Origin of the sequence: Nocardia sp. FBN12 (assembly GCF_050320175.1) — a bacterium.
Lineage (GTDB): Bacteria > Actinomycetota > Actinomycetes > Mycobacteriales > Mycobacteriaceae > Nocardia.
In genome coordinates, this window is record NZ_CP190048.1 from 3,964,434 (window position 1) to 3,986,165 (window position 21,732).

At 67.7% G+C, this 21,732-nt stretch carries 18 protein-coding genes; 5 read left to right on the forward strand and 13 right to left on the reverse strand.

From position 1 onward, the window contains the following. Nucleotides 1–167: 167 nt before the first annotated feature. Both ACQHI0_RS18980 and ACQHI0_RS18985 read left to right on the forward strand, forming a co-directional pair. A complete protein-coding gene (locus tag ACQHI0_RS18980) occupies nt 168–1,292 on the forward strand; it encodes a phosphotransferase family protein (RefSeq protein WP_427903201.1) in 1,125 nt (374 codons plus the stop codon). 14 nt (nt 1,293–1,306) lie between these two features. Further along, complete coding sequence (locus tag ACQHI0_RS18985) at nt 1,307–2,398, forward strand: hypothetical protein (RefSeq protein WP_427903202.1); 1,092 nt, start codon at nt 1,307–1,309, stop codon at nt 2,396–2,398. 71 nt (nt 2,399–2,469) lie between these two features. On the opposite strand, the gene ACQHI0_RS18990 is transcribed toward ACQHI0_RS18985, so the two are convergent. The 7 genes from ACQHI0_RS18990 to mqo all read right to left on the reverse strand — a co-directional run bounded on the left by ACQHI0_RS18990 (nt 2,470) and on the right by mqo (nt 11,439). After that, entirely contained in the window at nt 2,470–3,498 is a 1,029-nt protein-coding gene (locus ACQHI0_RS18990) for a TROVE domain-containing protein (protein WP_427909223.1), read from the reverse strand. 218 nt (nt 3,499–3,716) lie between these two features. Beyond that, nucleotides 3,717–4,133, reverse strand: coding sequence for a cobalamin biosynthesis protein (locus ACQHI0_RS18995; RefSeq protein WP_427903203.1), 417 nt, complete (start codon nt 4,131–4,133; stop codon nt 3,717–3,719). Continuing rightward, entirely contained in the window at nt 4,133–5,602 is a 1,470-nt protein-coding gene (locus ACQHI0_RS19000) for a cobyrinate a,c-diamide synthase (RefSeq protein ID WP_427903204.1), read from the reverse strand. The genes ACQHI0_RS18995 and ACQHI0_RS19000 overlap by 1 nt, the downstream gene beginning before the upstream one ends. A 175-nt stretch (nt 5,603–5,777) precedes the next feature. Continuing rightward, complete coding sequence (cobO, locus tag ACQHI0_RS19005; protein WP_427903205.1) at nt 5,778–6,392, reverse strand: cob(I)yrinic acid a,c-diamide adenosyltransferase; 615 nt, start codon at nt 6,390–6,392, stop codon at nt 5,778–5,780. Between the two features lie 296 nt (nt 6,393–6,688). Continuing rightward, the gene (locus tag ACQHI0_RS19010; protein ID WP_427909224.1) at nt 6,689–8,836 is read right to left on the reverse strand and encodes a magnesium chelatase subunit D family protein; all 2,148 of its coding nucleotides are present in this window, start codon (nt 8,834–8,836) and stop codon (nt 6,689–6,691) included. A 552-nt stretch (nt 8,837–9,388) separates the two neighbouring features. Continuing rightward, a complete protein-coding gene (locus ACQHI0_RS19015) occupies nt 9,389–9,832 on the reverse strand; it encodes a GNAT family N-acetyltransferase (protein WP_427903206.1) in 444 nt (147 codons plus the stop codon). After that, entirely contained in the window at nt 9,829–11,439 is a 1,611-nt protein-coding gene (gene mqo / locus ACQHI0_RS19020; RefSeq protein ID WP_427903207.1) for a malate dehydrogenase (quinone), read from the reverse strand. The genes ACQHI0_RS19015 and mqo overlap by 4 nt, the downstream gene beginning before the upstream one ends. A 153-nt stretch (nt 11,440–11,592) precedes the next feature. Here mqo and ACQHI0_RS19025 point away from each other — a divergent pair, with 153 nt between their 5' ends. Continuing rightward, the gene (locus ACQHI0_RS19025; RefSeq protein ID WP_427903208.1) at nt 11,593–12,606 is read left to right on the forward strand and encodes an alpha/beta hydrolase; all 1,014 of its coding nucleotides are present in this window, start codon (nt 11,593–11,595) and stop codon (nt 12,604–12,606) included. A 94-nt stretch (nt 12,607–12,700) separates the two neighbouring features. On the opposite strand, the gene ACQHI0_RS19030 is transcribed toward ACQHI0_RS19025, so the two are convergent. The 3 genes from ACQHI0_RS19030 to map all read right to left on the reverse strand — a co-directional run bounded on the left by ACQHI0_RS19030 (nt 12,701) and on the right by map (nt 15,982). Continuing rightward, complete coding sequence (locus ACQHI0_RS19030; RefSeq protein ID WP_427903209.1) at nt 12,701–13,264, reverse strand: alpha/beta hydrolase; 564 nt, start codon at nt 13,262–13,264, stop codon at nt 12,701–12,703. 262 nt (nt 13,265–13,526) lie between these two features. Continuing rightward, nucleotides 13,527–15,122, reverse strand: coding sequence for a cobyric acid synthase (locus ACQHI0_RS19035; RefSeq protein ID WP_427903210.1), 1,596 nt, complete (start codon nt 15,120–15,122; stop codon nt 13,527–13,529). Continuing rightward, complete coding sequence (map, locus tag ACQHI0_RS19040) at nt 15,119–15,982, reverse strand: type I methionyl aminopeptidase (protein ID WP_427903211.1); 864 nt, start codon at nt 15,980–15,982, stop codon at nt 15,119–15,121. Before map ends, ACQHI0_RS19035 begins: the two co-directional genes overlap by 4 nt. A gap of 250 nt (nt 15,983–16,232) precedes the next feature. Between map and ACQHI0_RS19045 the strand changes: the two genes are divergently transcribed. Together ACQHI0_RS19045 and ACQHI0_RS19050 are read left to right on the forward strand one after the other, a co-directional pair. Next, nucleotides 16,233–17,630 (forward strand): OFA family MFS transporter, encoded by a 1,398-nt coding sequence (locus ACQHI0_RS19045; RefSeq protein WP_427903212.1) that lies wholly within the window; start codon nt 16,233–16,235, stop codon nt 17,628–17,630. A gap of 33 nt (nt 17,631–17,663) precedes the next feature. Beyond that, nucleotides 17,664–17,804, forward strand: coding sequence for an MFS transporter small subunit (locus ACQHI0_RS19050; RefSeq protein ID WP_427903213.1), 141 nt, complete (start codon nt 17,664–17,666; stop codon nt 17,802–17,804). A 101-nt stretch (nt 17,805–17,905) separates the two neighbouring features. Here the strand turns inward: ACQHI0_RS19050 and ACQHI0_RS19055 are convergent, their stop codons facing one another. From ACQHI0_RS19055 to ACQHI0_RS19065, 3 genes are all read right to left on the reverse strand, one after another. Continuing rightward, entirely contained in the window at nt 17,906–20,182 is a 2,277-nt protein-coding gene (locus tag ACQHI0_RS19055) for an FdhF/YdeP family oxidoreductase (RefSeq protein ID WP_427903214.1), read from the reverse strand. A gap of 151 nt (nt 20,183–20,333) precedes the next feature. Then, the gene (locus tag ACQHI0_RS19060) at nt 20,334–21,302 is read right to left on the reverse strand and encodes an AAA family ATPase (RefSeq protein ID WP_427903215.1); all 969 of its coding nucleotides are present in this window, start codon (nt 21,300–21,302) and stop codon (nt 20,334–20,336) included. A 4-nt stretch (nt 21,303–21,306) separates the two neighbouring features. Beyond that, nucleotides 21,307–21,732, reverse strand: a complete 426-nt coding sequence (locus ACQHI0_RS19065; RefSeq protein ID WP_427903216.1) for a ribulose bisphosphate carboxylase small subunit — start codon at nt 21,730–21,732, stop codon at nt 21,307–21,309.

A 21,732-nucleotide genomic window follows, 5' to 3' on the forward strand; every position in this document is an offset into this window, starting at 1 on the left:
ACCGAAGCTAATCGAAGGAAACGGCCGGGCGCGTCCGGGAAAACCCCGATCTTTGCGGCTGTCAACCCTGAGTCCCGCTGACCGATGCCGCCCTTACATTCCGGTCGGCCGTCCGGTACTCAGAAGTGACACACGTTACAGGTTTTTGTGATAGGGGTACCCCGTAGATGTCCGAAGATCAGGATCCGGCCGCTCAGATGTCGCTCACGGTCAGTGAGCGCGATCTGGACGAGCTCGCGGGGAAGTTGGCGCGCTGGCTGACCGGCAAGGTCGGCGCCGAGGCGATGGTCAGCAATCTGGACAAGCCGTCCACCGGCGGCATGTCGAGCACCACCATTCTGTTCGACGCCGAGTGGCAGGCGGACGGGGGCAGCGAGCAGGGGTCCTTCGTCATCCGGATGGCGCCGGAGGACAGCTCGTTCCCGGTGTTCGAGTCCTATGACCTGGCGATGCAGTACCAGGTGATGGCCGGTGTAGCCGCGGCGTCCGAAGTCGCCGTCCCGCCGCTGCGCTGGCTCGAACTCGACGATTCCGTGTTCGGCTCGCCGTTCATCGTGATGGAGCGGGTCGAGGGTAGGGCGCCGTCGGACAATCCGCCGTACGTGTTCTTCGGCTGGCTGTTCGACGCGACCGCCGCCGAACGCGAACTGGTGGCGGACGCGACGGTCGAGGTGATCGCCCAGGTGCACGCCATCGACAAGGTGGCAGAGCGCTTTCCGCTGCTCGACGGTGCGGGCACCGGGCTGCGCAGGCATTTCGAGGCCCAGCGCGCCTGGTACAAGTGGGCGCTGACCGACCACGGCGTCGAAGTACCGCTGATCGAGCGAACTTTCGACTGGCTCGAGGCCAACTGGCCCGCCGATCCCGGTCCCGAGGTGCTGAACTGGGGCGACGCCCGACCCGGCAACATCCTGTTCGAGGGGTTCACCCCGGCGGCGGTGCTGGACTGGGAGATGGCGACGTTCGCGCCGCGCGAACTGGACCTGGGCTGGACCATTTTCATCCACCGGTTCTTCCAGGACATCGCCACCCGCTTCGACCAGCCCGGTCTCGCGGACTTCCTGCGCCGCGACGCGGTGGTGGCGAAATATGAAGAGATCACCGGACATTCGGTCCAGAACCTGGACTTCTACATCGTCTACGCCGCCCTGCGGCATGCGATCGTGATGGCCAGGATCAAGTGCCGGATGATCCACTTCGGCGAGGACACCGTGCCCGCCGAACTCGACGACTACGTGATGCACCGCCTCAGCCTCGAGGCGCTGCTCGACGGCACCTACGAATGGGACTGATTATGAGCGCTGTCATGCCCGTCCCCCTGGACGAATACCCGGTCCATCAGACACCGCTGTCGCTGGCGCGAGCGGCCACCAGCGACCGGAACTTTTACGACCGCTACTACTTCAATGCCTTCGACCCCGCCGGCGACGCGATGCTGGTCACCGGGTTCGGTGTGTACCCGAACCTCGGCGTAGTCGACGCGTTCGCGACCGTGCGCCACGGTGAGGTCCAGCGCAGCGTGCGGTTCTCCGACGCGCTCCGCTCGCGCGACCTGAACACCGCCGTCGGTGGCTACCGGATCGAGGTGATCGAGCCGCTGCAGAAGCTTCGGGTCGTGTGCGAACACGACGATCTCGGTTTCGACCTGACCTGGACCGGCGCGCAGCCCGCCGTGCAGGAGCAGCCGCACCTGATCCTGTCCGGCACCCGGCCCATCATCGAGGCCTCGCGCTTCGCCCAATCAGGTTCGTGGGAGGGCACTCTCGCCGTCGACGGCATCGACTACACCGTGGATCCGGCGGTCTGGACCGGCAGCCGCGACCGCTCGTGGGGCATCCGGCCCTCCGGTGAGCCGGAACCAGCCGGTCGACCCACCGGCATGGACGGCTTCTGGTGGCTCTACGCGCCGCTGCGGTTCCAGGATTTCTCGATCGTGGTGATCGTGCAGGAGGAACCCGACGGCACCCGCACGCTCAACAACGCGGTGCGGATCTGGAACGACGGCCGCAAGGAACAACTCGGCTGGCCCCGCATGCACTGGACCTACGAGTCCGGCACCCGGCACCCGAAGTCGGTGCGCCTCGACATGACCACCCCCGATGGAAAGCCGCTCGAGGTGGAGGTCGAATCGCGCCCCGGGATCGCGCTGCATGTCGGCTGCGGTTACGGCGCCGACCCCGACTGGACCCACGGTCGCTGGATGGGCGAGAACTGGTCGTTGTCGAGCAGTTACGACCTCACCGACCCCGCGATCAAGGCCCGCACCCCCTACGGCGTGATCGACCACATCGGCTACGCCCGCTGCGGTGACGCCGAAGGGTGGGGCCTGTTCGAACACGCCTCCATGGGCCGCCACGACCCCACAGGTTTCGCCGATTGGTCCTCCGTCGCCCCTTGACGGAACTCTCGCGCGAGAAGAAAAGGCGCCGCCGCGACAACGAGGTCGCGGCGGCTCCGATTTCTTACCTCTTATGCGCCCGTAGCGAAGTCGGCCAGTAGCGACGGCACCGCGGCGTCGAAGCCCGCGACGTCGAGCATGCCCGCGTCGTCGGGATCGGCGATGCTGAACTTCGTCGCGGTCATGCCGACCACCACGAGCTTGGCCCGCGGGTTCACCTCACGGCGGTACCGGGCCAGCGCCTGGTGCGGGTGCACCGTTCCCGCCCATGTCTCGCTGTCGGTGTAGATCGAAAACACATCGACCTCGATGCCCTTGTCCAGCGCGTGCAGGATGGGCAGTGAGCAGTCGGTGCCGCCGAACGGCAGATTCGACACCGCCCGCACCGCATCGTCGAGCCGCTGACGCGGCGAGATCGCCAGCTCGGACAGGCCGCGTGCCCCCTGCCACCCCCGACCGCCCGAGGTGAACCCGACGATCTGGTGCTGCGGCTCGGTGCGTGCGGTGACCAGAACGAGCGCGGCCGAGGCCTCGCGCGCCGAGATCGGCAGCCCACCGTCCAGCTCCGGTGCGCGGCCACAGATCCAGTCGAACAGCCTGCGCCGGTCGTCGTCGATGGTGGCCGGGTGCGACAGACGCAGCAGGTCGCGATTCGACCAGCCCTCGCGCTGCCGGTACTTGACCACCTGAAACGCCAGGTCCTCGACCGGCTTGTCCAGGTACCAGTACGCGACGGCACGCCGCAGCCCACGACCCCAGCCACGGAACTGCTCGGCATAGCCAGCGAACAGGAACAGGTGCGTACCCGTGCGCGCGACCAGCGGCAGCGCGGCGAACGCGGCTCGACGACCGTCGACATCACCGAGTGATGCGGCGGCGGCCAGCGCGAACAGGGCCGGGTGCTGGCCCGGCGCGCGCCCGGAGGTGGAGATCTCGACGATCTCGCGAACCAGGACGGCGGTGTGCTCGGCGGCGTATTCGATGATGAATTCAGCGTTGTCCGCCGTCAAAGTCTTGGCATTGACGTAGTACGTCCCGGATTCCGTGCCGAGCGTGATGAAGCGGTGGACCCTAAGGTCGTGCCAGATAACCGACCGAATCCGGTCCGTCCTGCTCGTTCACGGTGGACAGTTGCTCGGCGGACGTGTGTGTCCCGACCGGTACAGGTGCTCTACCAGCTGAGCTACCGCCGTCTTCCGACGACGGGCAGGAGTCGAACCTGCGACATCCCCATCCCGAGTGGTAACCGATCAGATCCGGTCCGCCTCGCAACTGCTGAAATGAATTTACTGCGCGCGATCGAGCTTGCCCAGCGAATTTATTTCGGCGTCGGCGATCGCCGCGAAGTCGACGCGGCGGCGACCACTATTCCGTCGACAATTGTTCTGCCGCAGACAAGTTCACCATCACCCGCGAGCAGTGCCGCGGCCTCCGCGACACTGGGCGTTCCGACGGCAACCGACGTGCGGTCCGAGGCATACTGCACATCGACCCCGGCCAACTCACCGGCCGTGTACGCGACCACAGGGACGCCGAGCATCGCGGCGGCTGCGCGAACGCCCGCCTCGGCGGACCGGCTGTCGAGAGTCGCCAGGCAGGCGACGTGGAGGTCCCCGACCACCGACTCGACCGCACGCACGATCCGCTCGGCATCGGCACCCGGTCGCAGACCGATTCCCACCGCGACAGCGAGCACCCCGGTTACCCGGCCCCCACCGTCGGCAGGCGGCACCATCAGTGGTCGAATCGGCTTGCGACAGCGACGAACCCCGCGATCGCGCTGGGGTTTCCCGCCGGGTGGGTGTGTAGGTAGGAGGCGTGTACCTGGCGGACCACGGCGCCTTCGACGACGGAACCCGTTGTCCGCCAGCCCCAGGCGGCGTTCTCGGCGCCGGTGCGGGCCAGGCGCGTGCGATGGAATTCGTGACCGCGCACTCGGGCCCCCGCCCGCCAAAGGGCGGAGTCGTGCAGGGCGACGGCGTCGCGATAGCCCAGCGTCAGGCGCGGGCCGAATTCGGCGTCGGCGTCGATGACCCCCGCCATCGGATGGCCGTCGAGGGAACGGGTGAGGTAGAGCAGACCCGCGCATTCGGCGTGGATCGGCAGACCTTTCGCCGCGCCGTCAGCGACTGCGGCGCGTAGTCGCTCGTTGGCGGAAAGCTCGCCCGCGTGCTCCTCCGGAAACCCGCCCGGCAGCACCAATCCCGCTGTGCCGAGCGGGAGTTCGTCGGACAGTGGATCGAAGACGACCACCCGCGCTCCCGCTGCGTCCAGCAGTTCCCGATGCTCGGCGTACCCGAAGGTGAACGCGGGACCACCCGCCATCGCGATCAATGGACCTTTGCCTGATCGAGTCGATGAGGTCGCCGCAGGCTGATCGAAGGACGTCGATGGTGCGTCGGTCGTCGCGGGAGCGCTGCCCTCATCGAGTTCGGTCGAGGTTGCATGTTCAGCGGCAGCGGCCAGTTCTGCGCGCGGGTCCCATGCGGGCCCCTGGGCCGAGCCTCCGGCCAGCGCGACTATCGCGCGCAGATCGATGTGTGCCGCAACGAGTTCGGTCATCGCATCGACGGCGGCGGTGGCGGCCGTGCCGTGTTCGACGGCGGGGATGAGGCCCAAATGTCGTGAGGGAACTTCCAATTCGGCCATGCGGGGCAGGGCGCCGAGAACCGGGAGCCCGGCGCGATCGCAGGCTGCGCGCAGGACTTGTTCGTGGCGCTCGCTGCCGACGCGATTGAGGATCACCCCGCCGAGGCGGACCGAGGAGTCGTAGGTGGCGAAGCCGTGCAGGAGCGCGGCGAGGCTTTGGGAATGTCCGCGAGCGTCGACCACCAGGACCACCGGTGCCCCGAGCAGTCCGGCCACCTGCGCGGTGGATCCCTCGGCGATCGCATCGGTGCGGTTCTCGTCGATCCGGCCGTCGAACAGGCCCATCACGCCCTCGACGATCGCGATATCGCAGCCCTGCGCGCCGTGCCTATACAGCGGCACCACCCGATCCTCGCCCACCAGAACGGGATCCAGGTTGCGCCCCGGTCGCCCGGCCGCGAGCCCGTGATAGCCGGGGTCGATGTAGTCGGGTCCCACCTTGAACGGCGCCACCCGATGCCCGGCCCGGCGCAGCGCACCGATCAGCCCGGTCGCCAGCGTGGTTTTCCCGCTACCCGAGGCAGGCGCGGCGATCACCACGGCGGGCGCGCTCATCACCCTGTACCTCGATCTCGCAGCACGATTCGCTCTGCGGCGATTCCCGCATCGATCGCAGCGCCTCTCGAACCACCCCGAGAACGACACATCGCGTGGGGCCCGCGGCCCGATGCGCGCCGGATGGCCGCACCGTTGACCACGGCGCGCGCGGCCGGCCCGGTCGCGGACTCGATCACCATTCGATGCCGCGCTGCCCCTTGCGGCCCGCGTCCATCGGGTGCTTGACCTTCGTCATCTCGGTGACCAGGTCGGCCGCCTCGATCAGGGCCTGTGGTGCGTCGCGGCCGGTGATGACGACGTGCTGGTTGCCGGGGCGGTGGGTGAGGGTGTCGACGACTTCGTCGATGTCGACCCAGCCCCATTTGAGCGGGTAGGTGAACTCGTCGAGGACGTAGAAGCGGTGCTGTTCGGCGGCGAGGCGGCGGGCGATCTCCTGCCAGCCGGACAGGGCGGCGGCCGCGTGGTCTTCCTCGGTGCCGTGTTTGCGCGTCCAGGACCAGCCTTCGCCCATCTTGTGCCACTCGACCGCGCCACCCGCGCCGGTCTGCTCGTGCAGGGTGCCGAGGGTGCGGAAGGCGGCTTCTTCGCCGACCTTCCACTTTGCGCTCTTCACGAACTGGAAGACCGCCACGTCGAAGCCCTGATTCCAGGCCCGCAACGCCATCCCGAACGCCGCGGTGGACTTGCCTTTGCCCGGCCCGGTGTGCACGGCGAGCACCGGCTGGTTACGCCGCTGCCGAGTGGTCAGACCGTCCTCGGGGACGCTCTCCGGAACACCTTTGGGCACAGAAACTCCTCTTCTCGACGCACTCGCTGTGCGGGTTCTTCGCGACCTCGCGGTGGACGTCGGTCGCACGCCCGGCTCTGCCACCATTGCGTCCGTCGGCCGTGCGTGCCGGTTCGTCACCATTTCTATCAGGGTGCGGCCGCGGCACTCACAGGGCTGGGCACCTGCATCGCCGTACGCCGCGATCCGCCTGACTGCCGTCAGCGGGTGATGCCGGACGGCATCGCACTTCATCCGCGTCAGCTGATCCGGTCGACGATCGCCTGAGTCTCGCTTGCCGTTCGCGTGGCGGCGGCTTACGCCGCGCGAGCGGGCCCGGCGGTGGCGCGGACGACGTCAGCCACCGTCTCGCCGGTCAGTTCGTTCAAGCGCAGGTATCGGGCGCGCAGGTCGCGGGCCAGTTCGGCGGCCAAGCCGAGGCGGATCATGCCGCGTTCGCAGTCGATCACCATCGCGGTGTGACCCTCGGCGGCGATCAGCTTGGCGGCGGTGCGGGCGCGCGGGAGTGGGTCGGTGCCGCCGGTGGCACGGCCGTCGGTGAGCAGCACCAGCATCGGGCGACGGCGGGGGTCGCGGACGTGTTCGCGAGCGATCACCTCGCGGGCCTTCAGCAAGCCTGCGGCGAGGGGGGTTTTGCCGCCGGTACGCATTCCGGCCAACCGGCGGACGGCGATGTCGACCGAAGAGGTGGGCGGTAGGACCAGTTCGGCTTCGCTACCGCGGACGCTGATCACGGCCACCTTGTCGCGGCGCTGGTAGGCATCGCGCAGCAGGGTGACGATGGCGCCGGTCACCGCGGTGAGGCGGTCGCGCGCGGCCATCGAACCGGACGCGTCGACGACGAACACGACCAGATTGCCTTCTCGACCTTCGCGATACGCGCCGCGCAGATCTTCGGTCGCCAGGGCGAGTGGGCCACTGAGCCTGCCGCGCTCGAATTGTTTCGGTGCGGCGGCGAAGATCGTGCCGAGCAGGTGCAGGCCGGTGGACGGGTCGGTGTCGGGTCGGACCGTGCGACCGGTCCGGGTCCGGGCGCGCGAACGTCGGCCGGGGGCACCTTCGCCGATACCGGGGACCTCCCAGCGCGGGGCCGGCTTTGCCGCCGAAGTCGGTGTGCCCGAAACCCTTTCGTGGCCGGGACGCGAACCGTTGCCGTCGGAGCTGGAGTTGTCCGCCCGATCACCTTCGCCACCGGTGCCGTTCGGTCCGCCCCTGCCCGGTCTACCACCGTCCGGCCCCTGGTCGTCCGGGCCATCATCGTCGGGACCACCGGCCGGACCGCCACCATCAGGCCCCTCGTCGTCCGGGCCCTGGCCGTCACCGTCGGTTGCATCCTGACCACGGCCTCGCGACCGCTCATCGCCCAGGTCACCCGGGTCGAAATCCGCCGCGCGATCGCTACCGTCGACACGGCTTTCATCCTGGTCCAGGCGACCGTTCCCGCCCTCACCTGATCCGTGCGGACCGTCGAATTCCTCATCCCCCGAAGCCTTGTCGACCTCAGCCGCCGCCTCCTCCATCGCCTCGTCGAGCTGCTGCTCACTGATTCCCGGCTCGTCGAACGGATCCCGCCGACGCCGATGCGGCAGCGCGAGTTCCGCCGCGATCCGCACATCGTCCTCGGTGACCCGATCCCGCCCGCGCCACGCCGCGTGCGCGGTCGCGGTCCTGGCGACGACCAGGTCGGCGCGCATCCCGTCCACATCGAACGACGCGCACAGCGCCGCGATCCGGCGCAGCTCCGCATTGTCCAGCGCGACATCGGGCAGCCGGTCCCGCGCGGTCAGAATACGTTCGGCCACCCTCTGATCGGCGTCGACATAGCGGGCAGCGAACGCGGCCGGGTCGGCCTCGTAGTCGAGGCGACGGCGCACCACCGCCATCCGCACATCGACCTCACGCGAGGCCGCCACATCGACGGTGAGCCCGAACCGGTCCAGCAGCTGCGGCCGCAACTCCCCCTCTTCGGGGTTCATCGTCCCCACCAGCACGAACCGCGCCGGATGCGAGTGCGAGACACCATCACGCTCGACGTGCACGCGCCCCATCGCCGCCGCGTCGAGCAGCACATCCACCAGGTGGTCGTGCAGCAGGTTCACTTCGTCCACGTACAGCACCCCGTGGTGGGCCGCGGCGAGCAACCCCGGCCGGAACGCCTGTTCCCCGTCGCGCAGCACCCGCTCGAGATCCAGCGAGCCGACCACGCGATCCTCAGTGGCACCAACCGGCAACTCCACCAACCGAGCGGGCCGTGCCCCCGTCTCGTCGACCACCGGCGGCAGCAACTGCGCAAGCGCCCGCACCACGGTCGACTTCGCCGTCCCCTTCTCGCCCCGGACCAGCACCCCACCGATCCCGGGATGCACGGCCGACAAGATCAACGCCAACTGCAGCCGCTCCTGCCCCACCACAGCCGAGAACGGAAACCCCGCCTCACCCCCCACACGCGCGGCGGTGTGCGGACCAGCGGCAACATCAGCAAAACCAGGCACACCCCAACTCTATGCGCGCCGCAAACCCACCCACCCCTCGGGCACCGACGACGCAAATGCCCGCAACCGCACTCCCCCACCACCACACCGCACACGCAGCCTTTCCCCGTCTTCCACAACCCACCCAACCCAACCACCACACTCCCGACCACCACACCGTGCACACCGGCCTGTCCCCGTCTTCCACAACCCACCCAACCCAACCACCACACTCCCGACCACCACACCGTGCACACCGGCCTGTCCCCGTCTTCCACAACCCACCCAACCCAACCACCGCACTCCCGACCCCTAGGAAGGGACGGCCACGAAGTGGCCGGTCGCGGCCGGGTCGCCGGTTAGGCGCCGGTGCGTAGGCGACGAAGGAGCAAGCACCGGTGCCTAACCGGCGGCCCCTCGGGGCCGCGACTCGAGCGCGCCAGCGCTCCAATAAACACAGCGTCAAACCATCTGGGACTACTCAAACCCCGGTCACCCCCACCCACCGGCGCGACAGCGAACGAACTAACCCCGCCGCATCGGCACGTGCATGATCCCGTCGTCATCGTATTCCGCCCCATCGACGACAAACCCGAACTTCGCGTACATCCCGACCAGATGCGACTGAGCATCCAATCGCACAGTGACCGAACCGATTTCAGCGAGCGCGGCCCGCATCAGCCGGGTCGTGTACCCGTGCTTACGGGCGTTCACCGCTACGCACACCCGCCCGATCCGGCAACTCGTCACACCGTCGACAACCTCTTCGAGCAGCCGCAACGTACCGACGATCTCACCGCCGTCGTCGAGCCAGAAATGCCGCGTCGCCGCGAGCAGATCACGCCCGTCCAACTCGGGATAGGCGCATTCCTGCTCGACGACGAACACCTCGACACGCAGTCGCAACAGCCGGTAGAGGGTGGCGGTATCGAGATCCGCCGCCCACGACCGCCTCAGTTCGGCACTCACACCTGCGCGAGGCTCGAGACCTGCTCGCGTGCAGGCGCGTTGTCGCGGTCCAGCTTCAGCGACTTGCTGGTCCAGTCCCACACTTCCTGGAACAGGGCCTGGTTCTCCGACAGCTTCTGCCCCAGCGAGGGGATCATCGTCTGCAGCTGCGGCGTCCAGCCCGCGTACTGCTGCGGGAAACACCGCTGCATCACGTCGAGCATGGCGGTGACACAGGTCGAGGCACCCGGCGACGCACCGAGCAGACCGGCGATCGAGCCGTCCTCGGCGGAGATGACCGCGGTGCCGAACTCGAGCACCCCACCGGCGCCCTTACGACGGATGACCTGCACGCGCTGACCGGCGGTGATCAGCTCCCAGTCGCGGCCCTGCGCACGCGGCAGGAACTCGCCGAGCACGCCCACCTTGCCGTTCTGCGACTTGAGCAGCTCTTCGACCAGGTACTTGGTCAGGCCCATCTCGGTGAGACCGACGCCGACGAGCGAAGCGATGTTGTTCGGCTTGATCGACTTGAACAGGTCGGTGTTGGAACCGTCCTTGAGGAACTTGGGGGTCCAGCCGGCGTAGGGGCCGAACAGCAGGCCCTTGCGGCCGTTGATCACGCGGGTGTCGAGGTGCGGCACCGACATGGGCGGCGCGCCGACGGCGGCCTTGCCGTAGACCTTGGCCTCGTGCGCGGCGATCAGCTCAGGGTTGGTGGAGCGCAGGAACTGGCCGCTGATCGGGAAGCCACCGAAGCCCTTGGCCTCGGAGATACCGGCCTTCTGCAGCAGCGGCAGCGCGCCACCACCGGCGCCGACGAAGACGAACTTCGCGTTGATGGTGCGCGACCGGTAGGTGCGCAGGTTGCGCACGGTGACGTTCCAGGAACCGTCGGACTGCTTGTCGAGGTTGCGGACCTCGGTACCGAAGCCGATCTCGCCGCCGGAGTAGCCGATGTAGGCGAGCAGCTGCTTGGTGAGCGCGCCGAAGTCGATATCGGTGCCGCCGTCGGACCAGTTCAGCGCGATCGGGTCGCTGAAGTCGCGGCCCTTGGCCATCAGCGGCAGGCGCGCGGCGAACTCGTCGGGGGTGTCGATGTACTCCATGCCGCGAAACAGCGGGTGCGGGGCGAGTGCCTCGTAGCGCTTGCGCAGGTAGTCGACGTTGTCGGCGCCGTGCACGAAGCTGACGTGCGGGATGGGGTTGATGAAGCCCGAGGGGTCGTCCAGGACGCCGGTGTCGACAGCCGAGGCCCAGAACTGGCGCGAGACCTGGAAGCGCTCGTTGATGTCGACGGCCTTGCTCACGTCGACCGAGCCGTCGGCGTTCTGCGGGCTGTAGTTGAGCTCGCACAGCGCCGAGTGGCCGGTACCCGCGTTGTTCCACGGGTCGCTGCTCTCCGCGGCGGCGGCGTCGAGCCGCTCGAACACCGAGATCGTCCAGTCCGGCTGCAGCTGCCGCAGCAGCGCGCCCAGCGTGGCACTCATGATGCCTGCGCCGATGAGAACTACATCGGTCTTTTCACTCTTCGCAGCGTTCGGCACGGGTAGATCGACTTCCTTGTCCTTCTCAGCTACCCACCGGCGGGTGAGTTCGCTTGGCGCGGGCGCTTTGGCGGTGTTCATGCGACTCTCGGTGAATCGCCGGGAGGTAGGTTACCCGTCGTTCACCTGACCCCAATTGTGCACCTGCGCTGATCGGACTTCTGCAACGGAGGTCCCTAATGTGACGCAAACCAACACTGCACGTCGCTACGACCGCGAGATAGATTGAGCAGTGTGACGAACGAAACCCTCGCCGCGGCGCAGTGGCAGCCCGATGTCCTCGGCACCGCCTATCAGCAGCGGACTCTGCCACTCGGTGTCGACCCCGACGGCGAGGGCGACGTCGTGGCCACGCTGGTGCGCTATCTGCCCGACGCCGCGGCACCGGCGGTCGAACCGACCGTGCTCTACGTGCACGGGTTCACCGACTACTTCTTCCAGGAGCACCTGGCCGAGCACTTCGCGGCGCGCGGCCACCGGTTCTATGCTCTCGACCTGCGCAAATGCGGTCGTTCGCGGCGCGATGGGCAGAGCGCGCACTACGTCAGCGACCTGGCTTTCTACGACGACGAACTGAACGAGGCGCTGCGGATCGCGCGCGCCGAGACCGGCAACGATGTGCTGATCGTCGCGCATTCGACCGGTGGGCTGATCGTGCCGCTGTGGCTGGACCGGCTAGAGGCAGCCGGGGGCAGCGCGGCGGCGGGTGTGGTCGGGGTCGTGCTCAACAGCCCCTGGTTCGACCTGCAGGGACCGTCGTTCTACCGCACCATCGGCACCCCCGTCATCCACGCGGTCGGCAGGTTCCGCGCCTTCGCCCAGCTGCCCGCCGGTGTCAGTACCGCTTACGGCGACAGCCTGCACACCAGCCGCGCGGGTGAGTGGGATTACAACCTCGACTGGAAGCCGCTCAGCGGTGAACCGGTCCGCCTGGGTTGGCTGCGCGCCATCCGCCGGGGACACGCCCGCCTGCACCAGGGGCTGACCATCGGCGTGCCCGCGCTGATCCTGCGCTCACGGATCACCAAGTTTGCCCGCGAGCACTCCCCCGCCGTCGACGTGGCCGATGCCGTGCTCGACGTCAAGCAGATCCAGCGCTGGGCGGGCTGTCTGGGCGAGCGCACCTCGATCGTCCCGATCGACGGCGCCCGTCACGACATTTTCCTGTCGTCAGAGGCGGTGCGCGCCAACGCATTCCAGGAAACCGACAACTGGCTCGACTGGCTGGCGGCCTACCGCAAGTCCTGATCGGACAGACGCCACCAGGCCTCGGCGTGGGTATCGCTCGACGCCAAGGCCTGGTGATCTCGGCCTGCGCCGGGCTGATCGGCCTGTCGAGTGGCTACCAGAGACTGGTGCGCAGGACGATTTCGGTGGCGAGTTCGTGGCCTGCTTCGGTGGCGATGTTGTCGACTTCCAAAGGGACCACCCGGAATTCGCCGTAGACGTAGCGACCGGACGCGTCGGCGGTGGCGCGGGGCAGGCTCTTGGTGACCAGCATGGTGACGGGCAGCTCGAGCGGCGGGCAGGAGGCATCGGGAACTGTGCCATCGGCGTCGGGAACGGCAGGATGCCCGTGGTCGGCGACGACCAGGCTCATGAACCGCCCGAACCGGCCCGCGCACACCCGCCACGCCAACGCCGCACCCGACCCACGCCCGGCGACATTCACGTAGGGCAGTTCGAGCTCGTCGAGAATCGCGAGCACCCCCGCGGGCTCGAGCCCCCCGACAGACTCCACGACAACGGTCTGCAGGTCGGATTCGTGCAGCCGCGCGCACACCTCGTCGAACACGTCGGCAGGGTCGTCCGCATCGGGAAGCAGCAGCACATTGTGCCGCGAAGAAGGTCCGTCGACCCGCACCGTCCAGGCCTGGTCACCGACCGTGATCTGCCGAGATTTCATGCCGGGTTACGGTACACGTCCAGCCTGAACAACGAGGCCTGTTCCGACGCGCCCCGCCGATCTCCACACCCCCGTGTACTGGGCTTTCACTGCCCATACCGGCGAAATTGCCAAACCTGTCACAACGCCGCGCACCGAGCTGTGAGGCGAGACGGGCCGCACACCACCGCACGCTCAGCGATCGACGCCACGCATCGGCCCCGATCTCCCGGCCCGCCACCGTCGGCCCACCAACACTGCCGGGTTCCGCGCGGCGGGCAGGTCACGGGGCAGCGCGGATCCCGGTCCGGATCAGCGGGATGTCGGCCGGGGCGCCTGTGCAGATCAGGTGGTCCAGCGCTGCGAGGTCGACGTGTTTCTCGATGAGGTCGGCGAGCAGGTCGAGTTGGGCGGATCTGACGGCGGTGACCGAGGTGCCGGGGGCGACGGTGAAGCCGGTGCGACCGGCTCGGGCGGCGACCTCGGTGAGCCAGCTGCGGCGGAACTCGTCGGATTCGAGGAGGCCGTGGACATGGGTGCCCCAGATCGATGCTCGCGCACTGCCTTCGGGGTCGTCGTCGATGGTCAGCCAGGAGGGATCGGCGGTGCGGGTGACTCTGCCGTGGTGGATCTCGTAGCCGTGCAGGGTGTTCGAGCCCGCGGTGCCGGTCACCTGACGGGCGATCTTCGGGTCCGCGAACTCGATGTCGAGGTCGAACAGGCCGAGACCGTCCACCACGCTGGGGCGCGGCGCCGCGGCGCTTTCCGCTGCCGAAGTAGGCGCTGGTGATGCCTCGGACGTCACGTGCTCGACACCGTCAGTGATTCGGCGGCCGAGCATTTGGTAACCGCCGCAGATGCCGAGGATGGGGCGCCCTGCCGCGGCGCGATCTCGGAGAGCATCGGCTATCCCGTTGGCGCGCAACCAGTTCAGGTCGGAGACGGTCGCCTTGCTGCCGGGGATGACCACGAGATCGGCGGCGGTCAGCTGGTGGGGACTGTCGGCCCAGCGGACCGAGACGCCGGGTTCGCAGGCCAGGGCTTCGATGTCGGTGGAGTTGGAGATTCGAGGCAGGCGGACGGCGGCCACGGTGAGCCAGTCGGTGCCGTGGGGTGGGCCGGGGCGGCCGACGGGAGCGCCGGAGATGGTGCCGAGGGAGTCCTCGGCGTCGAGCCAGAGGTCTTCGGCGAAGGGCAGGACACCGAAGGTGGGGCGGCCGGTCAGCGTGGTGAGTTGATCGAGGCCGGGTTGCAGCAGGGAGACGTCGCCGCGGAATTTGTTGATGAGGAATCCCGAGATGAGTTGCTGGTCTTCGGGTTCCAGCACCGCCACGGTGCCGAACAGGTGCGCGAGGACACCGCCCCGGTCGATGTCGCCGACCACCAGGACAGGAATGTCAGCGGCACGCGCCAGCCCCATATTCGCGAGATCGGTGGCGCGCAGGTTGATTTCGGCGGGCGAGCCCGCGCCTTCACAGATCACGACGTCGAATTCGTCACGCAACGAAGCCAATTCGGCCGCGACGACTTCACGCAACTCCTGCCGGCGAGTGAAATAGTCACGCGCACCGACCGTCCCGACGGCTTTGCCGCGAACCACCAACTGCGAGCGGCGATCACTACCGGGCTTCAACAGCACCGGATTGAAACGCACGCTGGGCTCGAGCCCACACGCGCGCGCCTGCAAGGCCTGCGCGCGCCCGATCTCCCCGCCGTCGAGCGTGACGACCGAGTTGTTGGACATGTTCTGCGCTTTGAACGGCGCCACCCGCACCCCACGCCGCGCCAGCATCCGGCAGATACCCGCCACCACAACGCTTTTCCCGGCATCGGAGGTGGTACCCGCGATCAACAGCGCGCCGCGCAGGGACGCGCTCACGGCAGGGTCAGGATTTCCGCGCCCGTCTCGGTGACAACGAGGGTGTGTTCGAACTGCGCCGTCCACTTGCGATCCTGGGTGACCACGGTCCAGCCGTCGTCCCAGATGTCGTAGTCGATGCCGCCGAGGTTGATCATCGGCTCGATCGTGAAGGTCATGCCGGGCTCGATGACCGATTCGATGCTGGGCTGGTCGTAGTGCAGCACCACCAGACCGCTGTGGAAGGTGGGGCCGACGCCGTGGCCGGTGAAGTCGCGCACCACGCCGTAGCCGAAGCGGTTGGCATAGGCCTCGATCACACGGCCGACCACATTCAGGGCCCGACCCGGCTTCACTGCCTTGATGGCCCGGTTGGTGGCCTCTTCGGTGCGCTCGACCAGCAGGCGCACCTCTTCGTCGACATCGCCGGCGAGGAAGGTCCGGTTGGTGTCGCCGTGCACGCCGTGGATGAACGCGGTGACGTCGATATTGACGATGTCACCGTCTTCGACCACCGTCGAGTCGGGGATGCCGTGGCAGATGACCTCGTTGAGCGAGGTGCAGCAGGACTTGGGGAAGCCTTTGTATCCCAGCGTGGAGGGATAGGCGCCGTGGTCGCACATGTACTCGTGGGCGATGCGGTCGAGCTCGTCGGTGGTGACACCGGGCACCACGGCCTTGCCCGCTTCGTCGAGTGCCCGCGCGGCGATCTTGCCCGCGATCCGCATCTTCTCGATGGTCTCGGCGGTCTGCACCCAGGGCTCGTTGCCCTCGTTCGCGGTCTTCTTCCACACATATTCGGGACGCTCGATGGAGCGGGGAACTTCCCGGATCGGCGACTGGGTGCCGGGAACTAGTGGCTGACGGGTGCGCACGGACATAAGGGGAGTGTATCTATGACCCCCGGCCTGCGCGTCAGACGGAGGCCTTGGTCGCGTCGGCACCCGAACAACACTTCGGTCGGGCGGCGGCCACCGCGGGGTTCTGATAGATCGCGCTTATCAATTCATCGAAATCTCGACTTTGACGTTGATCACACAGCGGCCTTACTTTTCTCGGCACGAGAAGACGTAGCGCGATCAGCGACGCGGCGTGACCCACTCGTCAAGCAACACCTCGAGGAGGTGCGCAGTGCCTGCGCTGTCTTTCCTGGACCGGGAGCACACCATCGCTCCCCCCGGCTACAGCCGGTGGCTGATCCCACCTGCCGCGCTGGCCATCCATCTGTGCATCGGTCAGGCCTACGCCACGAGCGTCTACAAGGACGCGCTGGTCAAGCACTTCGATTCGAGCCTCACCGCGATCGGGTTGATCTTCTCGATCGCGATCGTGATGCTCGGGTTGTCGGCCGCGATCTTCGGCACCTGGGTGGACCGCGTCGGCCCGCGCAAGACGATGTTCACCGCGGCCTGTTGCTGGTCGTCGGGATTCCTGGTGGCCGCGGCCGGTATCGCCACCGATCAGCTGTGGCTGGTCTATCTCGGCTACGGCGTCATCGGCGGTATCGGGCTCGGCCTCGGCTATATCTCGCCGGTGTCGACGCTGATCAAATGGTTCCCGGATCGGCCGGGTCTGGCAACCGGCATGGCCATCATGGGCTTCGGCGGTGGCGCCATGGTGGCCGCGCCGCTCTCGCGGGAGCTGCTGGCCCGTTTCGGCGGCGCCGAGGCCGGTGGCGACGCGGTGATGAAGCTGTTCATCACCCTCGGTATCGCCTACTTCATCGTGATGATGCTCGGTGTGTTCACCGTGCGAGTGCCCGCGCCCGGCTGGAAGCCCGCGAATTTCGATCCGACGACCGTCGCCGTCAAGCCGATGGTGACCACCGCGAATGTCTCGGCCGCCAATGCGATCAAGACCCCGCAGTTCTGGCTGCTGTGGATTGTGTTGCTGTGCAACGTGACCGCGGGCATCGGCATTCTCGAGCAGGCCGCGGACATGATCCAGGACTTCTTCCGCGATGCCGACGGAGTGTCCACGGTGAGCACCGCGGTGGCGGCCGGGTTCGTCGGTCTGCTGTCGGTGGCGAATATGAGTGGCCGGTTCGTCTGGTCGACGACCTCGGACTATCTGGGCCGCAAGCCCACCTACACGATGTATCTGGGCGTCGGCATGGCGGCGTATCTGGCGCTGGCGCTGATCGGGTCGAACGCCACCGCGCTGTTCGTCATCCTGTGCGTGATCATCATTTCCTTCTACGGCGGCGGTTTCGCCACGGTGCCTGCGTATCTGCGCGACCTGTTCGGCACCTTCCAGGTCGGCGCGATCCACGGGCGGCTGCTCACGGCGTGGTCGACGGCGGGCGTGCTCGGGCCGCTGATCGTCAACGGGGTGCTCGACGCCCAGGGCGAGCCGGGCCAGCTCGTGGCCCGCGACTACCGGCCCGCGCTGTTCATCATGGTCGGTGTGCTGGCCATCGGGTTCGTCGCGAACCTGCTCGTGCGCCCGGTCTCGGCGCGCTGGCACGAGAAGCAGCCGGTCACCGACGCCGCCGACGGCGCGGCCGTACCGGCCCCCGTCCGTACCTGAAATCCCTTGGCGCGCTGGTAAGGAGCTCACCACATGACCGGAATCGAAGCCGAACATCCCGCACCGCACAGCTACCGGGCGCAGCTCGTGATCTCCTGGCTGGTCGTCGGACTACCGCTGGGCTACGGGATCTTCAACGCCGTCAAAGCCGCACTCAAGCTCTTCAGCGGATAGCGGCGACCCGAGGTCGTGGGGTTGGTCGCCGCCGAGCTGAATCTCTCGCGCGCCGATGTGCCCGGGGTGGTCAGCTTCTACAAGGACTTCCCGCGCCCTTGTCAGACCGTGGGTTCGAGCCGCACGATGATGCCCTTCGATGTCGGGGTATTGCTGACGTCGGCCACGCTGTCGAGCGGAACAAGCACATTGGTCTCCGGGTAGTACGCGGCCGCCGAACCACGGCTGGCCGGATACCCGACGGCGACGAACTTCTCCGCTCGCCGCTCGGTGCCGTCGTGCCAGATGCTGACGATGTCGACCACATCCCCGTCGGCGATCCCTCGCTCGGCGAGGTCGTCAGGATTCACCATCACCACCCGCCGAGCATTGTGGATGCCACGGTAGCGATCATTGCCCGCGTACGGGATCGTGTTCCACTGATCGTGGGACCGAAGTGACTGCAGCACAAGGTATCCCGGTGGCGCGTCGATCATGTCGAAGTCGTTGCGGGTGAACTCCGCCTTGCCGCTCGCGGTGCGGTAGATGCCCTCGTTGACCGGGTTGACCAGCAGCATCCCGCCCGGTTTGCCGATACGGGCGTTGAAGTCCTCGAACCCCGGCACGACCCGGGAGATGCGGTCGCGCACGGTGCCGTAGTCGGCGACGAACTCCTCCCACGGAATCGTGGACTCCGCCCCCAGCGTGGCACGGGCCAGCCGGGAGATGATCGCCACCTCGCTCAGCAGGTCGGGTGAGGCCGGGTCGAGGCGCCCCCGCGACGTGCGGACCTGACTCATCGAATCCTCGACGGTGTAGAACTGCTCGCCGGTGGCCTGGATATCGCGATCGCTGCGGCCCAGTGTCGGCAGGATCAGTGCCGTCTCGCCGCAGATCGTGTGCGAGCGGTTGAGTTTGGTGGAGATCTGCACCGTCAGCGAGCATCGCCGAAGGGCCGTCTCGGTCACCTCGCTGTCGGGTGTCGCCCGCGCGAAATTGCCTGCGACACCGACGAATACCTTCGCCTTGCCGTCGCGCATGGCACGGATGGAGCCGACGGCGTCGAGGCCGTGCGCGGCGGGCGGGGTGAAGTCGAATTCCTTGCCGAGCGCGTCCATGAACGACTGTGGCATCCGCTCCCAGATGCCCATGGTGCGGTCGCCCTGGACATTGCTGTGTCCGCGCACCGGACACACCCCGGCGCCGGGACGGCCGAGGTTGCCGCGCAGCAACAGGAAGTCGACGATCTCGCGGATGGTCGGCACGCCGTGCCTGTGCTGGGTCAATCCCATCGCCCAGCACACGATGACCTTCTCGCTGGCGAGCACCTGCTGATGAACGGCCTCGATCTCCGCGCGGGTCAGCCCGGTCGCGGTGAGCGCGTGGTCCCAGCTCACCGTCGCGGCGTGCGCGGCGAACTCGTCGAAGCCGGTGGTGTGCGCGGCGATGAATTCGTGGTCGAGCACCGTGCCCGGCGCCGCGTCCTCGGCGTCGAGGAGCAGTTTGTTCAGCATCTGGAACAGGGCGAGGTCACCACCGGGGCGGATCTTGAGGAAGATATCCGCGATTTCGGTGCCGCGCCCGATTACGCCGCGTGCCTTCTGCGGATTCTTGAACCGGATCAGCCCCGCCTCTGGCAGCGGGTTCACCGCCACGATCTTGCCGCCGTTGCGTTTGGTCTCCTCGAGCGCCGACAGCATGCGCGGATGGTTCGTGCCGGGGTTCTGGCCGACGACGAAGATCAGGTCTGCTTCGTAGATGTCCTCGAGGGACACACTGCCTTTGCCGACACCGATGGTCTGCGTCAGCGCGGAACCGCTCGACTCATGGCACAGGTTCGAGCAGTCGGGCAGGTTGTTGGTGCCGTAGGCGCGGGCGAACAGTTGCAGCAGGAACGCGGCCTCGTTGTTGAGCCGCCCCGAGGTGTAGAACAGCGCTTCGTCGGGACTGTCGAGCCCGCGCAGTTCGTCGGCCAGCAAGCCGAACGCGTCGTCCCAGCCGATGGGCTCGTAGTGCGTGGCGCCGGGCCGCTTCACCATCGGCTCGGTGAGCCTGCCCTGCTGGTTGAGCCAGTAGTCCGACCTGGTGTCGAGCTCGGCGACGGGATGCTCGGCGAAGAACTGCCTGGTGACGCGGCGGGTGGTCGCCTCGTCGTTGATGTGCTTGGCGCCGTTTTCGCAGTACTCGTTCAGGTGCCGATTCTTGGGCTCGGGCCACGCGCAGCCCGGGCAGTCGAACCCCTTGGTCTGATTGATGTTGAGCAAGGTGAGCGCGGTGCGGGCCGGGGAGTTCTGCGAGAGCGAGTACTCGATCGCGTGCCTCACCGCGGGAACGCCGACCGCCCAGGTCTTGGGCGGGGTCACGCTCAGATCATCTTCTGGGTCCTCGATCGAGGTCATGTGTCAGCTTCTTTTCAGTTCTGCGGCACCGCGCGTTCGGCATATCTGACAAAAGGCTTCTCACATTGTCCACCCTTGTCAAAGCGGAAAGCCCGATCACCTCATAGATGTCGGTTATCGGGCTTCCCGCTCCGCGCGTGACCCAGTCCTGTTATGTCTCGAAGACGCTGCTGCCGTAGACGTCCTCGGCGGTGAGGGTGATGAGGTCGGACTTGCCCAGTGGCCGGTCGAGCGCGACCAACCGGCGGGCCTGCCGCAACCGGCACCGTTCGATGGCATTGCGCACGCTGCGCGCATTGGAGAACCTGGGCTGCTCCATGCGCAGCGTGAGGTACTCGGCGAAGGCCTTGTGGGCGTCGTCGTCGAACGCGAACCCTTCCGACTCCACCATCAGACCCGCGATCTGGGTCAGCTCCGCGTGGTCGTAGTCGTCGAAGGTGAGATGGTGCGGCACACGGGAACTCAGGCCCGGATTGGCGGCGAAGAAGGTCGCCATCCGGTCGGGATAGCCGGCGAAGATCACCACCAGATCGCCACGCTCGTTCTCCATCTCGGTCAGCAGGATCTCGATGACCTCCTGCCCGTAGTCCCGCTCGTTCTCCGGCCGGAACAGGTAATAGGCCTCGTCGATGAACAGCACGCCCCCGGCCGCACGGGCGATCGCCTCCTTGGTCTTGGGCGCGGTGTGGCCGATGAACTGACCGACCAGGTCGTCACGGGTAACGGTGTGCACGCGCGGCGCCCTGATGTAGTCGAGCGCGTGCAGGATCGCCGCCATCCGCAGCGCGACCGTGGTCTTGCCGGTGCCGGGGCCGCCGGTGAAACTCATGTGCAATGTGGGGCGCGTGGTGGTGAGCCCGAAGCGACGCCGCGCCCGGTCGACCTGGAGCAGCGAGGCGATCTCGCGCACCCGGCGCTTGACCGAGGCCAAGCCGACCAGCTCGGCGTCGAGTGCGGCCAGCGTGTCACCCACCCTGGCCGCGGCCTCGTCGGCCGAGAGATCGAGCACCTCGTCGTCGCCGAGAATCGCCGGCTCCCGCGTTTCCTCCTCGACCGCCGCGATCTGCGCCGAGCCGCCCGCCGACGGCCGGTGGAACCCGAATCCCTTTGGTGTGTCCATCAGTTCACCCGCCCACGTACCGATCGCCGGTCGGACGGGCGGTGGCGTAGGACTTCACCGAGTACCGCTGGGTGCGGTCGGGGCCCTCGACGCGTTCGAGCAGGAAGCCGGGCTCGTGCGCGGGTCGCTGGACGAGGAACGACATCGCGGTGGACTGCCTGCCCAGGGTCGCGTCGTAGGCCAGCAGCCGGATGTAGTGCTGGGGGAAGGTGGCCCGGCAGTCCGCGAGCTGGGCGAGCACGCCGTCCGGTTCGACCAGGTCGAACATCGGCAGCCCCCACATCTCCCAGTAGACGTTGCGTGGGTGCGGGTCGTCGGTGTACTCCAGCGAGACCGGCCAGCCGTGCTCGAGGGCGTACTTCACCTGGGCCGCGATCTCGTCGTCGGTGAGGTCGGGCAGGTAGGAGAAGGTTCCGTAGCGCAGTTTCAT

Coding starts and splice junctions, on each gene's coding strand:
- mqo (WP_427903207.1), bottom strand. CDS start 11,439: ATGAACACCGCCAAAGCGCCCGCGCCAAGCGAACTCACCCGCCGGTGG.
- ACQHI0_RS19065 (WP_427903216.1), bottom strand. CDS start 21,732: ATGAAACTGCGCTACGGAACCTTCTCCTACCTGCCCGACCTCACCGAC.
- ACQHI0_RS18980 (WP_427903201.1), top strand. CDS start 168: ATGTCCGAAGATCAGGATCCGGCCGCTCAGATGTCGCTCACGGTCAGT.
- ACQHI0_RS18995 (WP_427903203.1), bottom strand. CDS start 4,133: ATGGTGCCGCCTGCCGACGGTGGGGGCCGGGTAACCGGGGTGCTCGCT.
- ACQHI0_RS19055 (WP_427903214.1), bottom strand. CDS start 20,182: ATGACCTCGATCGAGGACCCAGAAGATGATCTGAGCGTGACCCCGCCC.
- ACQHI0_RS19060 (WP_427903215.1), bottom strand. CDS start 21,302: ATGGACACACCAAAGGGATTCGGGTTCCACCGGCCGTCGGCGGGCGGC.
- ACQHI0_RS19000 (WP_427903204.1), bottom strand. CDS start 5,602: ATGAGCGCGCCCGCCGTGGTGATCGCCGCGCCTGCCTCGGGTAGCGGG.
- ACQHI0_RS19050 (WP_427903213.1), top strand. CDS start 17,664: ATGACCGGAATCGAAGCCGAACATCCCGCACCGCACAGCTACCGGGCG.
- ACQHI0_RS18985 (WP_427903202.1), top strand. CDS start 1,307: ATGCCCGTCCCCCTGGACGAATACCCGGTCCATCAGACACCGCTGTCG.
- map (WP_427903211.1), bottom strand. CDS start 15,982: ATGTCCGTGCGCACCCGTCAGCCACTAGTTCCCGGCACCCAGTCGCCG.
- ACQHI0_RS19030 (WP_427903209.1), bottom strand. CDS start 13,264: ATGAAATCTCGGCAGATCACGGTCGGTGACCAGGCCTGGACGGTGCGG.